The following is a 14,445-nucleotide window of genomic DNA, read 5'->3' as shown; positions in this document are numbered from 1 at the left end:
AATGCCCTTTAGCTTAGCAATTCACAAAAATGATGAAAAATTAACGTGTCTGAGAAGTATGTTTGCCTAGTTGCCTTAACGTTGAAGATAGGTCCTTTAGAAACGGCCTTGTATATTCTAGCGTAAAGAATACTATGCCATCGGCGCCCAGCCTCATTGCTTCATTTATCTGAGCTTTGATTTCGTCTGCGGTGTTAAGCCTACCATGACTTGTAATCACACCAATAGTTACCAAATATGGGAAACCTTTAGGTATAGCCGAGCGATTTTGGCTTACACGGTCGGAAAAAGACTTCATATTGTATATGTAGCCAGAAGGGTTAATCCAATCGAGCCAGCCCTTTTTAATCCATGTCTTCCAATCTTGACAAGTCTGGTATTTCTCGCTGTAAGTGTGCACTCCCCACACATAGCTAGAAATCGGCAGTCCAGGCTTAATCTCGTTAACAACTTTGCGAATCTGCTCCATCTCCAGATTTATCTGCTTCATTCGCCAAGCCCGCCACTTGCGCCATTTATCAGTTCCTGGCATAGCTTTGTCCGCATCACGTGCATCATAGCCTGTTGCTTCTTTAAAAAGTCTCGCACACCTATCACAAAAGCAATTGCGGCCGCTTGGATAACGAAGATAATCAAGATTGATACCATCCACATCATATTTGCTTACAATTTCTTTTATTACAGAGCACACATAATCGCGTGCTTCCGGAGAAGAAGGGTCAATATAACCACCGCTTTTTCCATCAATGCTTACAACTCGCCACTCCGGGTGTTCTTCGAGAGTTTTCGATGGTTGTTCTCCACCATCGCAATTAACGCATATCCATGGATAAACTTTGAGCCCTCGTTTATGTGCAGCGTTTATAACGATTTTTAGCATATCTGGAGAGCCGGGACGTGCTTCAGGAATAATTTCGCTTTTGTAGTATGCCTTGCCGCTTGTGGACTTGGCAATAGGCATAAGAAATTGAATTCCCGAATCTGCAGCCTCATTGATAAGAGCAGAAATGTTTTCGGCAGAACCATCGCGCAAGTTCATATAAGCCCCAACATGGCCTGGAAATTTACAATCTGCCGAATATGCGCCAATTTTTAGTAACACCAACAGCGTAAGTATCCACAGAAAACAAGTCCTCATAATAAAACCTCCGCAATTATTTTTTACTCGCCTCCCCTAATTACCTTCAAAAGCTTTGTAAAACCAAGCATTTAATTTCGACATGCATATTTGAAAAGTAACAAACATGCTTCAAAAGATAACTCGGTGCAAAGCAGGGAATTCTTGCCAGCCTGCTGAAATGAAAAACGATAATTATTGGAGGTGCGCAATTATGGCATACGTAAACTTCGCCGCTGTCCTACTCCTCATGATATTATTGGGCACTGCGTCGGCAACAACAAATGAATACCGGCTTTGGATTGAACCATCAGCAAAGAAAATTCTACAAGATGCACTACCTTCCGAGCAAGCGCCTTCTGCCGCCGATCTTTGCGCTGCACGCAACGAATGGGAATCTTTCCAAATATGCCTAAGGTCCAACAAGACTATACGAAACATTGGAGCCGAAGCTTCTGACCTCAAGCAGGTAAAAGGCAAAGGCGTTATTCCAAGTACAAATATCTGGTTAGGCTTAGTTTCGTACGTGCCTATAATGAATCCACCAATTCCATATCCAGATCCACTGCCGCCTCTTCGCCCCTTTGATCTTCAGCCTAACGTTACTCAACCAATATGGGTTACTGTCAAAGTACCTGAGGGAATTCCAGCAGGCGAATACAAAGGAAGCATTAAGGTAACAGCAGGCAGGTTTACGTCAAACATAGCAATCAAACTTCATGTTTGGGACTTCACCCTACCTAAGACACCCAGTTGTGTGACAGCTTTCGGCATCACCATGGAATCAGTCGCTCGAACGCACGGCGCTACTGGCAGCGCTGAAAAGACTTTAGAGCTACATAAGAAATACTATGAGATGCTTCTCGACCATAAAATTTCACCATACCATATCCCGGTTGACCTCATGTCGCCCGATGCAAAGGCGTATCTAGAAGACCCGCGGATGACTTCTTATATCATCCCCTACATCGAAGATGATGCAAAACTCAAAGCGCTAGTCCAGTACCTCATCGAAAATAACTGGTTTAGGAAGGGCTACTTTTACCCTCTTGATGAGCCGGTCGATAAAAATGCTTATGACCGGCTAAAACAAATTACAGACCGCCTACGTGCAATCGAACCAAGATACCGCATTGTGGCGCCTTTCTTCCGAGGACCAGATTTTGCAGAAGGAAAAACCATTTGGGACTTTGCAATCGGGCAGATAAACATCTGGTGTCCAAATGAACACTATTTCGACCTTGAGCCGCGTACCCGGCTAATGATAAGGGCCCGCAAGAACGCCGGCGAAGATGTTTGGTGGTATGTTTGCTGCGGGCCTGGCGACCCATATTCGAATTTCTTTGTTCAACAGGAAGCAATGAAACACAGAATGCTTTTCTGGCATCAGAAACGAGAAGGCGTTGACGGACTCCTTTACTGGTCAACGACGTATTGGATGCCTTGGGCAGGATGCGATGACCCATGGAAATCAATGATGACCGTAAAGAACATAAACCCAAATATATTCGGCGACGGTTCGCTCCTATATCCTGGAAAACCCGTTGGAATTGACGGCCCAGTTTCGTCACTTCGGTTGGAAGTGATTCGCGATGGCATCGAAGACTTCGAATACTTATGTCTTGCTAATAACTTGCTTGGTTCTAGCGCAACGAACCAATACATCCGCACGGTAGCAAAATCGCTAACAGATTATGAGCTAGATCCGCTTAAACTTGAAAAAGTAAGAAGAAGATTAGGAATGGCAATTGAAAAAGCCTTTCAGAACAAAATTAATTAGAGTTTTCTTTAAAGGTAATATTGACCTACTGAATCATCCTAAAACCGGCGGAAGAAAGAGGTTTGTAGAAATAAACTTATACATTAAGACGCCAAATCACCCATGTTAAATACGTTGCAAACCCAGTCCAGAGAGCATATGGGATGAAAAGAATAGATGCAATGCGTGAAATACGCCAAGAAATAATAATTATCCCTATTACAGATAAACAAATCGCCGCCGCATCCCATATTGCAATATATACCATGCGGTTTCCAAAGAACAGCGCCGACCATGCAATATTTAAAACACCATTAAGGAAAGCAAGGCTTATGACCCAAAATGTGCCGTTCGTGTGTGGGCGGCTATTCCATACAAGCGATAGCGACACAATTGCAAGTAGAAATATAACATTCCATACAATTGGAAATACCCAATTCGGTGGCTGGAAGGGGGGCTTTTTCAGCTGTTCATACCAATCCCTGTTTTGATTGCTAAAGTAACTTCCAATTAAAGCAACCAATGTCACAATCAAAGCTATTACTATAACTGAAAACCATGAAATTCGTAATTCGTATGCCATGGCAAGGCTCCTCTTGCCTAATTTAGTACCCGTAAACCGCTATGTCAAAACAATCAAAATCTTGATTGCAAAAATATGTGGGGGGGTCTACTATGAATAGATGCCTTAGAGCAGTTCTTATTCTTGCAGTATTTACATTCCTACCAAGCTATGCAGATATTTCTCCTCCTGTTTCTGAACATTTGGTAGCCTGGTACAAAATGAATGAAGGTAAAGGCAATGTGATACACGATTCCATCCAGCCGTCTGCTGACGGGGAATTGAACAACGGTAATTGGGCACCAACGGGAGGGGTCATTTTTAACGGAAATGGAAACGTCCAAATTGGAAGCGCTCCAAAGTTGCTATTCCGCTCAAACTTTACACTTGCCGCAAGGATAAAAAGTAGCTCCACCTCGTTTGGTCAAATTGTCGGGTCTGCTGGTGCCGGTGGGCTAGTATTCTCCACAAATCAATTAAAGTTTGCTATCTGGGGCCATGACTGGCACGTTGAACAATTCCTGCCTGAGGACCAATGGCTCCATATTGCTGTTACAATGGACGAAGAACAAAACGCGCGAATGTATGTCAATGGCTCTGAGGTTGGAGCATCAAGAGTTATGGCATGGCCAAAAGATCCTGACAATTGGACAATCGGAGGATGGAACGTTGGTGAAGGATTCCGAGGGATAATTGCTGATGTAATGATTTACAATATTGCGCTTAATAAAAGGCAAGTTAAAGAATTAGCAGCTATGTTTGGCCTTGATAAGGAGCCTCTGATTCCAATTGACGAACGCGCCCCTTTGAACAAAACACCAAAATCAGTACGTGAAATGGCGAAAATTTTAGCGCCTCTTGCACTTGAACCTGACCTCCTCCCAAGATACCCTTTCAGCGCTATGATGGGAGGTAAGCGATTTGCTGAAGCTTTGCGCATTCATAAGTATGCCGACAGAACAGCCGCCGAGAAATGGCTTGCTGATAATATCCCCACTTTCGACTGCCCAGATGCAAAATGGACACGCTGCTGGTACTACCGCTGGTTTCTCGTCAGAGTAAACTATCAAGAAGAAGATGGCATCCCAGGGTTTTATGAAGGTAAGCGGGGCGGATATACGCGACATATAACTTATTCTGCGCCTCATATAATGGATGAAGTTCGCTGGTTACGCGACGGCAAGTACGCCTATGGTCAAGCAGAAATTCTTGGCAAGCGGCGGGAGCCAAACGGTAGAAGGTTCGGAGGATATACCCATTGGATTTCAAGCACACTATGGAATACTTACCTCGTGCATCCAGACAAAAAGAGATTAGCAAAACTTTTACCAGCATGGGCAGAAGACACTGAGTGCGCTTTTCCTGGCAAACTCGATACCAATAGGCCTCTACGCGATTATCTTCTCAATCCACCAAGTCACTGGGCAACAGGCATGGAATGGCAGCCTGCTTGGTTTTATTTCGACAATTATGACCGAAGCAAGGAAACAAACCTTTACCGACCCGACTACACAGCCTATTACTATGCTAACGCCCGCGCTGTGGCAAATATGTATCGTGAATTAGGCGATACAAACAGAGCTAAACAATTTGATGCCCTGGCTGACAAAATTAAAGAAGCGCTCAATACACTCATGTGGGATGCAGATACAAACTTCTTCTATTCAATCAAAACTGGCACAGATGACCAAAAAGCAATGGTAAAAGAAATTGTCGGCATTTATCCGTTTGCATTCGAAGTTCCAGAGAAAACGCACGTTCGAGCATTCGAGTCTATTTTGAATCCAGAAGAGTTTTGGGGACCTTGGAAGCTTACCACTTGCACAATGAAGTGTCCAATGTTCACCCCAAAAGTTGTGCTTTGCAACTGGAATGGTCCCATCTGGCCGCATGCAAATAGCATTGTTGCCAATGCGCTTGCCCAGGGAATACGAAGATACATGGCTCCAGCCGTTACACGAAAGCATCTTTGGGAGCTTCTCGATTCATACACAAATCTTCATTACGAGGATAAAGGAATTTGGAAGCAACCGAATATCCGAGAAGAAGGAAACGCAGATGATGGACAAATGTTTGGATGCCCAGACTACTTCCATTCTACATACAATAACTTAATCATCACACTAGTAGGAGGTTTGGTGCCGAGGAACGACGATAAGGTCGAGCTTTTCCCTGTTGTTGACATACCTTGGGACTATTTTAGGCTGGACAAAATCCCCTACAAAGGCCATCAGCTAACCATTGTTTTCGATTTAAGGGAGGATGGCAAGCGTTATAAAGGCTGTCCCAAAGGATATAGCCTATTCATAGACGGCAAGCTGGTAGCCACTAAACCAAAACTTGAACGAATGACAGCAAAGTTGCCAAGCCAATAAAATGGTTCACCAACCGCTGTCAACCAATTTAACACCGATTGTTACCAAAATTGAGACCGTTTTATAAAAATCCTTTCCGAAGGCTGGCACCTTATCCCTTTCTTTCGCCAACTTCAAATGGGTTAAATACCGCTAGCTTTTCCATCCAGGCTGCAGCACATATTGGTTTTTCTAGGTTTTCGAAAATACCGCCATCTATAACATATTTAGCTGCTTCAAGAGGGGTTCCTGCAAAAAAGGGATAATCCTTATCTTCTATCTTATTCATCTCATAAGTACAAATTATTCGACAGGAATTAGGCTTTAGGTCAAAGTGAGCAGTCTCCACCTTATCCGGGCGAACAATCCCAATGTAACCCACCGAATCTTTTACAATTCCGGCAATTCGAGGCGTGTTTAGCTCATCCCTTTCGTAACCCATCTCAGCAAGCACGTCACTCAGCGCTGTTTCCGGTTCGACCCCACCCTCGAGTTTCTCCCAAATTGGGTCAGTGTGCGAGCCATTTGAGACTACAACCCCATTCTTCGATACGCGTATGCAGTTGTAAGCTATATAAGGGTTTTTTTTCAAATCCTCGGCATCTAATGGCTGAATAGCAACACCTACGTCGGTAATTCTAGCAACTCTGTTTGGAAACGAACGCGATGAAACCCTATATGCAACAAATGGCTTACTAGTCATGCCCACAGCGACTATTCGCCCAACATACATTTTGAAAACCTCCATAATTCAATTCATGCGTTATTTACAGCACAACAGGCTGAAGAATAATACCAAACTGAACATTCCTTTTACAAGTTTCGCCTTTGATGTTCGAGTAAGTCTGCAGCAGCGATAATGGCAGCTTCCATACTAACGGGATTCGCCCTACCCTGCCAAGCGATGTCAAACGCCGTTCCATGGTCAACGGATGTGCGAAGGACAGGCAATCCCAGTGTCGCTGAAACTGTTCGATAGAAATCCCGCGTCTTTGCAGCGATGTGACCCTGATCATGGTATAGCGAAAGCACGCAGTCATATCTACCTTCAAGAGCTTGGTGAAATATAGAATCAGCGCCCACAGGTCCCTGCGCATTTATGCCCATTGCTTGTGCTTTTTTGACAGCAGGGATTAGAATCTTTTCTTCCTCATTGCCAAATTGCCCACCATCGCTTGCATGCGGATTAAGCGCGGCTACTCCAATTTTCGGCGACTCGAAACCCAATTCTCTCATCGCATTGTTCACTAATTGCAGCATGTTGAGCAGACGTTCCTCTGTTATATAGTCAATTGCTTCTCTTAGCGAAAGATGGCGAGAAAGGAAGAAAATCCTCATATTCTCAGTTATAAACATTGTGAGTGGGTTTGGTGCATCTAGATAGTCGGCAAGCATTTCGGTGTGTCCAATGCCTTCAACACCGGCGGCCCTCAGCGATTCTTTGCTAATTGGGGCAGTTACAATAGCGTCTATCTTTTGCCACAATGCCAATTCACATGCATACCTTATGTATGCATCGGCGGCACGACCTCCAATTGCTTGAACCTTCCCCGGTTCGATTTCTTGGATGCCTTCGACAACGACATCCAATACTTCAATCATTCCTGGAATCCCTTCGGCACTTCTGGGGTCGCTGACGGCTAATAACAGTGTTCGAATACCTAAGATATCAGCCACTCGCTTAAGCACAGAAAGGCTGCCTATCACGACTGGAACCAAACGCTTATAAATATCCCGACGCTGTAGGGCACCAAGCACGATTTCTGGGCCAATCCCAGCTGGGTCACCCATAGTTATTCCAATTACCGGTCTTGTTGACATTTTAACTCTCCAAGTACTTGGTTTAACTAATTTTACTCAAAAAGCATTTCGACTTTCTTCCAAATTAGTATTAACTAGTCTGAAACATGCAAAAACGTTGGTTAATCAGGAGTCAAATTTGCATAAAAGCCCGCGGTATTTTCTCACGCCTCGCATTGCACATAAAAATTGCTTCTTCGGATTCGCTCGGCTACTTTTTCTCCTAATGCTTTATTTAACTATACCAGCTAGACTCACAACTTCAAAGTCTGTATAATCAAAAACAACAATGGCCAATTGCCATGTGGAGGTCAGCATGACCCATATGTCTCCAAAGGAACGAGTTCTAGCTACTGTAAATCACATTCAGCCAGACCGCCCACCAATTCAAATATACGTCACGCCGGAAATTCACCAGAGGCTTATGGAATATTTTGCCCCATCAAATTACATTGAGGCTTTTGAAGTTGATTTTCGCCATGTTTCCCCGATTGAACTTAAAGCTCCACGAAAACCCGAACAGGGAAGTTCAATCGACTACTATGACATCTGGGGTGTTGGCTACAAGAACGTTCCCAATAATGCAGGTGGCGTATACAGTGAGGCATGCGACCTCGCTTTGGCACGACTAAAGACAATTGATGATGTTCAATCATATCCATGGCCGAACCCTGACGACTACGACTACTCATCCATCCCCAAACAAATTGAGCAAGTGAAAGATTACGCTATTTGCTTAGGTAATGCAGGCATCCCCGATATTATTAATGGAGTTGGCCGTGGCCGTGGAATGGAACAGGTGCTTATAGATATTATTACAGAAGACGAAGTTGGAATCGCTATTATCGACAAACGCGTAGACTTTTATTATGAATGGTGTCGCAGAGGATTGGAAGCAGGCGGAGGAAAAATAGACATCCTATGCATTGGGGAAGACTTGGGCACACAAAAAGGACCAACCATGAGCCCCGCAATTTTCGACAGCTTCTTCCGGCCTCGGATACAAAAGTTCATTGACTTAGCCCATGAATTCGGAGCAAAAGCAATGCTTCACTCATGCGGCTCAACCCGCTTGCTCCAACCTAAGTTTATTGAAATGAAACTTGATATACTGGATGCAGTCCAGCCGGAACCCGTAGGAATGAATCCAGAAGAATTGAAGAAGGAGTTCGGCGACCGTTTGACGTATTGCGGTATGATAAGCACCCAAAAAACGCTACCCTATGGTACAATTGAGGAATGTCGGGCGGAAGCAAGACATCGTATTGATGTCATAGGAAAAAATGGCGGCTATATATTTGCACCGGCACACTGCATCCAGCCGGACACGCCGCTAGAGAATATACTTGCAATATATGAAGAAGCAACAGGCAAAAAGTTTATGTAGTTTTTAGACCAACGCCAACAGCAGAAACGATAGAAAGGACAAACCGCCGTGAAGCCTATTACTATCTCAGAAACCGAATACCGCGACAAAGTATATGCATGCTGGCTCGGGAAGAACATTGGAGGCACGCTTGGCGCACCATATGAGGGCCGCAAGGAAGCACATAACCTCACCTACTATGACCCACTTCCCTCCGAGTCAGCAGCAAATGACGACCTCGACCTCCAACTCGTTTGGTTAAAAATGCTGCAGGAGCGCGGCATCAACCCACGCCTCCAAGACTTCGCTGATTATTGGATGAAGCACCTCTATCCATATCCCTGGGATGAATACGGATTCTGCCAGCGCAACTTGCAGAGAGGACTTAGGCCTCCAATTAGCGGATGCTTCGAAAATGATTTCATTGACCAAATGGGCTCGCCAATCCGAAGCGAGATATGGGCATGCATTGCCCCGGGAGACCCGCAACTTGCCGCCATAATGGCATGGAAGGACGCAGTTCTCGACCACGCCGGCGGCGAGGGCGTTTGGGGAGAGATGTTTTGGGCTGCCGTCGAAAGCGCTGCGTTTGTCATCAACGACCCCCTCAAGCTTATCCAAATTGGGCTCAGCATGATTCCAATTTGGTCTCATATTAGCCGTGCCGTTAATTCCGCTGTTTGGTGTTACAATAACAATATCCCCTGGGAACAAGCTCGAGAAAAAATATTGAATCGCTTTGGACATAATCATCCATGCCATGCCCCTCAAAACCACGGCTTCACGATAATTGGTTGGCTTTATGGTAAAGATTATGGCGATAAGTTGTGCAAAGCTGTTAACTGCGGCTACGATACTGACTGTACTGGCGCTACCCTTGGTTCCGTTCTTGGAATCCTTGGCGGTACGAAGAACATACCTAAAGAATGGTCGGACCCTGTAGGAGACGGAATTGTTCTCCACAAGTTTACACAGAAACTGGATGCTCCGAAGACAATCGGCGAACTGACTGAGCAAACAGTAGAAATCGGAAAGAAGGTGCTTTCTCAACGCTCCAAAATCAGCATGGTTGGCGAAAACACTAAAGTTCCACCCAATATCCTTCATATTTACTCAATAAACGAAAAAGCGCGTGCGCTTTGGAAGCGAGATATGGAATCTGCTACAATTCCAATCTCAAAAGACATGGAGGTAACGCTCCATTACCACGGCGATCCCGTGATTAAACCTGGCGTTCCAAAGGTCTTAAGCATCACGGTTGAGCGCAACGAAGAACTCATACCAGCCAACGCCAAGCTTGAATTCCCCTCGGACTGGCATGTTAAGCCAATCGAATCATCAGAACTCGAGATGGCATACGAAGTTTTTGCTGACAACCCAGCGGATTCGAACACTATCAAGGCAAAGGTCGAGATTGGCGCAGATAAGTTCGAGGCGAACTTCGTTATCCTTGGGCCAAACGCGGGTAAGGATTGGCAGCCAGCCGCTGGTGTGCCGCACTGCCCCAAGTGTGGCGCACGGATTGAGGCTTGCCTTTGCCCCAAATAAGTATCAAGTCTAACGAAAAACATTGGAGGTTAACTTATGAATAAAAGACTGTCAACTGCCATTGTTGCAATGCTTACCATCGCGCTCCTCATGCCAGGTTGCGCCAAGTATGGGAAGGAGAAGTTTGCCCGCAAGGTTATTGACGCCACTTACGCCGGGTCTTTCGACCCACTCCGCCCCAAGATGACCGATATGATGAAGGAGACAATGTCGGATTACTCCGTGGGCCAGGTTGGTAAAGACCTGCAACAGCGTTATGGCAAAGTCAAAAGTTTAAAGCTGACTGCAACAGAAAAACTCAACGAAGGCACCGAAGATGAGTTCGAGCACGAAACATGGGATGTCAAAGCCGAACGCGGTAGTTTCGACATGAAACTTATTATAGACAAGAAGGGAAGACTTGCAGGAGTCTGGTTCGTTCCAAAATAGCGGTTACTTTGTTATATAAAAAGAGGAATTGGTGTTATGTGCAGGAGGAAAGTATTTGCGCTCGTTCTCGCGCTTGTGGTTGCCGCCATCTTCTCCGGTTGTTCCAAAATGGAGAACAATCCCAAGTTCGCCCGCAAAATTCTATCGTGCGTATACGACGGCTCACTGCGCCCGATATCCAAACACCTGAGGGCGGATCTTGAAAACGTGCTTACGGACAGCCAGGTTGCCTATATCGGAAAAATCCTCCGCGAGAAGTACGGGAAACCACAGCGGGTGATGAAGGGCAAAACCACCACCTATGAAGGGGAAACCGTCACAACCTACGTTGTCGAAGCCCAGAAAGGTTCTTACCGAATGATAATAACGATAGACAATCGGAACATGATAGCTGGGCTTTATTTCCCCGAAGCCGAAGAATAAACTATCCTTCAGCAAAGCTTCTCAAAAATAATCAGAAGCCTTCCGAACGCCTATCTACCGCGCATAATCGTCTTGAATCCGTAAGATGTCGTCTTCGTCCGATGGATTGGCTGGGTCCACATGCTCCCAAATCTCTGCCACCCTGCCCCAAGAATCCAACGCACCCGCTAGACGGTGCATCTCCCCGCATTCAATATGTATCGTCTCGCCAGCATACAATACGTCATAGGCGAGATGTTCTTGGTCAGGCCCGTGTATAATCAACACCGGCCCATCAAGAACCCGCCACAGCTCCGAACGGCGGTTGTGGAGCTGTAGCGAAAGTCTCTGCCCAGGGGCAACGAGCAACACCTTCGGGTCACGCCGCCCAGTCCTCGAGCCTGTGTCTACTCCCTGCCAATAAGCTTCGAAGAAAGGCTCGAGAGATTCTTCCGAGAACCGAAGAAAACCTCCCCAGGGCCTGTCAAAATCTTTGTCAACTATTTCCAATCCGAATCCCTTCGCTTCCGCTAGGATTCGCTTGAACATAATGTCTGCATGCTCTCTGCCTGCAAGTTTCATATGCTATCGTTCCTCATACGTCTTCACGATTTCCGATACCAGCCGCACTCGTTCAATGTCGCAGACCGGCGACGGCTCGTCGGAGATACCTAGTATTAGGTTCGGCTTGAACTTTTCGATAATCTCCCGCGTAACGCTTTCGAGGTCCTCCACGCGCTCGTGTGGAAGAAACCATGTCATCGGTATGCCATCGAGCAGAATCATATCCCCAAGCGCTTCCTTCATCTCGTCAATTGTAATATCGCCCTGCGGCATCGGTGTCAATGCTTCAATCCCGTCTAATCCCGTGTCCTTGGCGTATGGCAACAAGAGCTTAATGTGTCCATCCCAGTGGGCATGCGTGAATTTGCCCTTCGACCGCAGGTACTTCGCTCTGCGCTTATATTCCGGCTCGACGTACCGCTTGTAGAGATTCGGCGGCAGGAAGTGATGGTCAATGTTATCGCCAAAGTTGATAATAGGGATTGGGCTTTCGGCAACCACTTTAAGCATCTGCTCATCCGTCTCGTTGATTACTTGAATCAGATGCTCAACCATTCGCCTGTCATCATTTAGCGCAAAAATCGTGTTCTCTACCCCCATTATCTCAATGTAGAGACGCTGGATGTTAATGCGGGGAATGAAGATCATCGGTGCGGCACGCTCGCCAATTAGCTTGTCATTTCGCTCGAACTCTTCATAATCAAACCACCACGTCCGCCCGCGGAGGATGTACTCCATCACTCGCGCATCCTCCGGCTTCTCCACCGGGAACTTTTCCGTATGATGAGCAAGCGCCGTGCGTCGAGAGCGCATCTCAATACTGCCAACGGGAGTCGTCCATCTGCTTACGGTAATGTCGCCGTATTCTTCGACTTTATACTTCACGCTCGGGTCTTCCTTAACCTTGAGACACCCATTGAAGAAGGGATAACTGCGGATGGAACAGCCAAGATCGTCGTATACATCAAGGAGCGACATTCCCCGATAGCGGGCGGGCAAAGTTCCCGCGTTTAAATTCACCCAATACCAATGCTCTATCCTCGGTTGGTAGACTATGTTGTCTACTGGCTTGTGGGCGAAGATTGCAAGTGTTCTCTCCCGAAATGTCATGCCGCTCACGCCTCCGTGAATCATTCTCCCGCCGTTATTTGTTCCAATCTCCCGAAATTATCTTGCCTCCGCTAATCTCTTGCACGGCGTCAATCACAGCGTCTATCTCTTCTTCCGAAGTAAAATAGCTGAGGCTAAACCTAACAGTGCCCACGGGGAACGTGTTCGCAGTCTTATGCGCCGCCGGAGAACAGTGGAGACCCGCTCTGGTGAGGATTCCATACCTATCCTCAAGCAGATAAGCAAATACCGACGGGTCGAAACCGCCGATGTTTGCCGATACAATGGAAATGCGGTTCTCGCTATCTTTTGGGCCATACACCCTAACATACGGGATAGCTTCTAGCCCTTTGATTAGCTTTTCTGTCAATGCTTTCTCATGTTTGCGGATTTTTTCGATGCCCTCAGCCAAAACAAACTCCACGCCTGCACCAAGGCCCGCTAGCCCAGGACCGTTCAACGTCCCGCTTTCACCGACGTCGGGGAGGAAATTAGGCTGGATCTCGCTGTCTGAACGGCTTCCAGTCCCGCCACAAACAAGAGGCTTAAACTGTGAACCTTTGACCGTCCGCGATACTACAAGTCCGCCAGTCCCTTGAGGACCGTACAGCGACTTATGACCTGCGAAAGCGAGGAGATCAACGCAGTCCCGCTCAATATCAATGTCTATCACGCCCAATGTCTGCGCGGCGTCAATAAAGAAAAGGATTTCCTTCTCGCGGCAAAGACGCCCTATCTCCCCAATCGGCTGAACGCTCCCAAGAACATTCGAGCCGTGGCAGATGGCAACCATGTCCGTGTTCGGCTGAATTGCCTCCGCAATCGCATCAACTGAAATATAGCCCTCGCGACTGCATTCTACAACGGTTACCTCAACGCCCGTGGATTCTAGCTGTCGGAGCGGCCGCATAACCGAGTTGTGCTCAACACTGCTTGTGATTACGTGCCTGCCAGGCTTGAGGAGCCCCTGAAGCGCTATGTTTATTGCGGTTGTCGCATTCGCCGTGAGGATGATGCGCAGAGGGTCTTCCAAGCCAACTAAGCGAGCGATGCTTTCTCTAGTTCGGTAGATGATGCGCGCCGCTTCCGTCGCCATGCGATGACTCGACCGCGCAGGGTTGCCACCAACCTCCGTGAGATATCTAACAACGGCGTCGACCACTTGCGGCGGCTTGGGGAATGAAGTTGCGGCGTTGTCAAGATATATCAATTCAACGCTCCTCTTTTCAAATGTTGTAATCCTTTACAACACTCAATTATAGAGATTGTTACATATGATATCCCACAATGTCAAGTGATTACTTATTTTTTCTAGGTTTTTTGCCGCTTTTTCAATTGAATTCAATGTTTTTCAGCCATTTTTGGTCCCTTTTTTATCTCCGTTGGAGATTGGTTTTTCAGCTTTCGCCGTTCGCCAATTATTTTGGGGCAAGC

At 46.4% G+C, this 14,445-nt stretch carries 13 protein-coding genes; 6 read left to right on the top strand and 7 right to left on the bottom strand.

All coding sequences use genetic code 11. The features are described 5' to 3' along the window. Window positions 1-40: 40 nt before the first annotated feature. Window positions 41-1,138 carry a family 10 glycosylhydrolase gene (locus tag QHH26_12445; GenBank protein ID MDH7482767.1) on the bottom strand — a complete coding sequence of 366 codons (1,098 nt, stop codon included), beginning with the start codon at window positions 1,136-1,138 and terminating at the stop codon, window positions 41-43. Between the two features lie 193 nt (window positions 1,139-1,331). Between QHH26_12445 and QHH26_12440 the strand changes: the two genes are divergently transcribed. Next, window positions 1,332-2,897 (top strand): DUF6067 family protein, encoded by a 1,566-nt coding sequence (locus QHH26_12440; GenBank protein MDH7482766.1) that lies wholly within the window; start codon window positions 1,332-1,334, stop codon window positions 2,895-2,897. Between the two features lie 76 nt (window positions 2,898-2,973). On the opposite strand, the gene QHH26_12435 is transcribed toward QHH26_12440, so the two are convergent. Next, window positions 2,974-3,459, bottom strand: coding sequence for a tryptophan-rich sensory protein (locus QHH26_12435; GenBank protein ID MDH7482765.1), 486 nt, complete (start codon window positions 3,457-3,459; stop codon window positions 2,974-2,976). A 92-nt stretch (window positions 3,460-3,551) separates the two neighbouring features. Between QHH26_12435 and QHH26_12430 the strand changes: the two genes are divergently transcribed. Then, window positions 3,552-5,813, top strand: coding sequence for a trehalase family glycosidase (locus tag QHH26_12430; GenBank protein MDH7482764.1), 2,262 nt, complete (start codon window positions 3,552-3,554; stop codon window positions 5,811-5,813). A gap of 91 nt (window positions 5,814-5,904) precedes the next feature. On the opposite strand, the gene QHH26_12425 is transcribed toward QHH26_12430, so the two are convergent. Both QHH26_12425 and pdxA read right to left on the bottom strand, forming a co-directional pair. Then, complete coding sequence (locus QHH26_12425; GenBank protein MDH7482763.1) at window positions 5,905-6,525, bottom strand: IMP cyclohydrolase; 621 nt, start codon at window positions 6,523-6,525, stop codon at window positions 5,905-5,907. A gap of 80 nt (window positions 6,526-6,605) precedes the next feature. After that, window positions 6,606-7,613, bottom strand: coding sequence for a 4-hydroxythreonine-4-phosphate dehydrogenase PdxA (gene pdxA, locus QHH26_12420; protein ID MDH7482762.1), 1,008 nt, complete (start codon window positions 7,611-7,613; stop codon window positions 6,606-6,608). A gap of 295 nt (window positions 7,614-7,908) precedes the next feature. On the opposite strand from pdxA, the gene QHH26_12415 reads away from it, so the two are divergent. Genes QHH26_12415 through QHH26_12400 form a run of 4 tightly spaced genes read left to right on the top strand, consistent with a single transcriptional unit; the run spans window position 7,909 to window position 11,358 of the window. Beyond that, the gene (locus tag QHH26_12415) at window positions 7,909-8,979 is read left to right on the top strand and encodes a uroporphyrinogen decarboxylase family protein (protein ID MDH7482761.1); all 1,071 of its coding nucleotides are present in this window, start codon (window positions 7,909-7,911) and stop codon (window positions 8,977-8,979) included. 48 nt (window positions 8,980-9,027) lie between these two features. Next, the gene (locus QHH26_12410; GenBank protein ID MDH7482760.1) at window positions 9,028-10,506 is read left to right on the top strand and encodes an ADP-ribosylglycohydrolase family protein; all 1,479 of its coding nucleotides are present in this window, start codon (window positions 9,028-9,030) and stop codon (window positions 10,504-10,506) included. A gap of 36 nt (window positions 10,507-10,542) precedes the next feature. After that, complete coding sequence (locus QHH26_12405; GenBank protein ID MDH7482759.1) at window positions 10,543-10,935, top strand: hypothetical protein; 393 nt, start codon at window positions 10,543-10,545, stop codon at window positions 10,933-10,935. 36 nt (window positions 10,936-10,971) lie between these two features. Beyond that, window positions 10,972-11,358, top strand: coding sequence for a hypothetical protein (locus tag QHH26_12400; GenBank protein MDH7482758.1), 387 nt, complete (start codon window positions 10,972-10,974; stop codon window positions 11,356-11,358). Window positions 11,359-11,412: 54 nt separating this feature from the next. Here the strand turns inward: QHH26_12400 and QHH26_12395 are convergent, their stop codons facing one another. From QHH26_12395 to QHH26_12385, 3 genes are read right to left on the bottom strand one after another with little or no spacing between them, the layout of a single operon-like run. Beyond that, entirely contained in the window at window positions 11,413-11,919 is a 507-nt protein-coding gene (locus QHH26_12395) for a phosphoheptose isomerase (GenBank protein MDH7482757.1), read from the bottom strand. 3 nt (window positions 11,920-11,922) lie between these two features. Further along, window positions 11,923-13,035 (bottom strand): uroporphyrinogen decarboxylase family protein, encoded by a 1,113-nt coding sequence (locus QHH26_12390; protein ID MDH7482756.1) that lies wholly within the window; start codon window positions 13,033-13,035, stop codon window positions 11,923-11,925. A gap of 10 nt (window positions 13,036-13,045) precedes the next feature. After that, window positions 13,046-14,221, bottom strand: coding sequence for an aminotransferase class V-fold PLP-dependent enzyme (locus tag QHH26_12385; GenBank protein MDH7482755.1), 1,176 nt, complete (start codon window positions 14,219-14,221; stop codon window positions 13,046-13,048). Between the last annotated feature and the right edge of the window lie 224 nt (window positions 14,222-14,445).

The sequence above is a fragment of the Armatimonadota bacterium genome, assembly GCA_029907255.1.
Classification (GTDB): domain Bacteria; phylum Armatimonadota; class UBA5829; order DTJY01; family DTJY01; genus JAIMAU01.
Note: the sequence above shows the minus strand (reverse complement) of the source record. Positions and strands in the feature narration are given on the sequence as shown.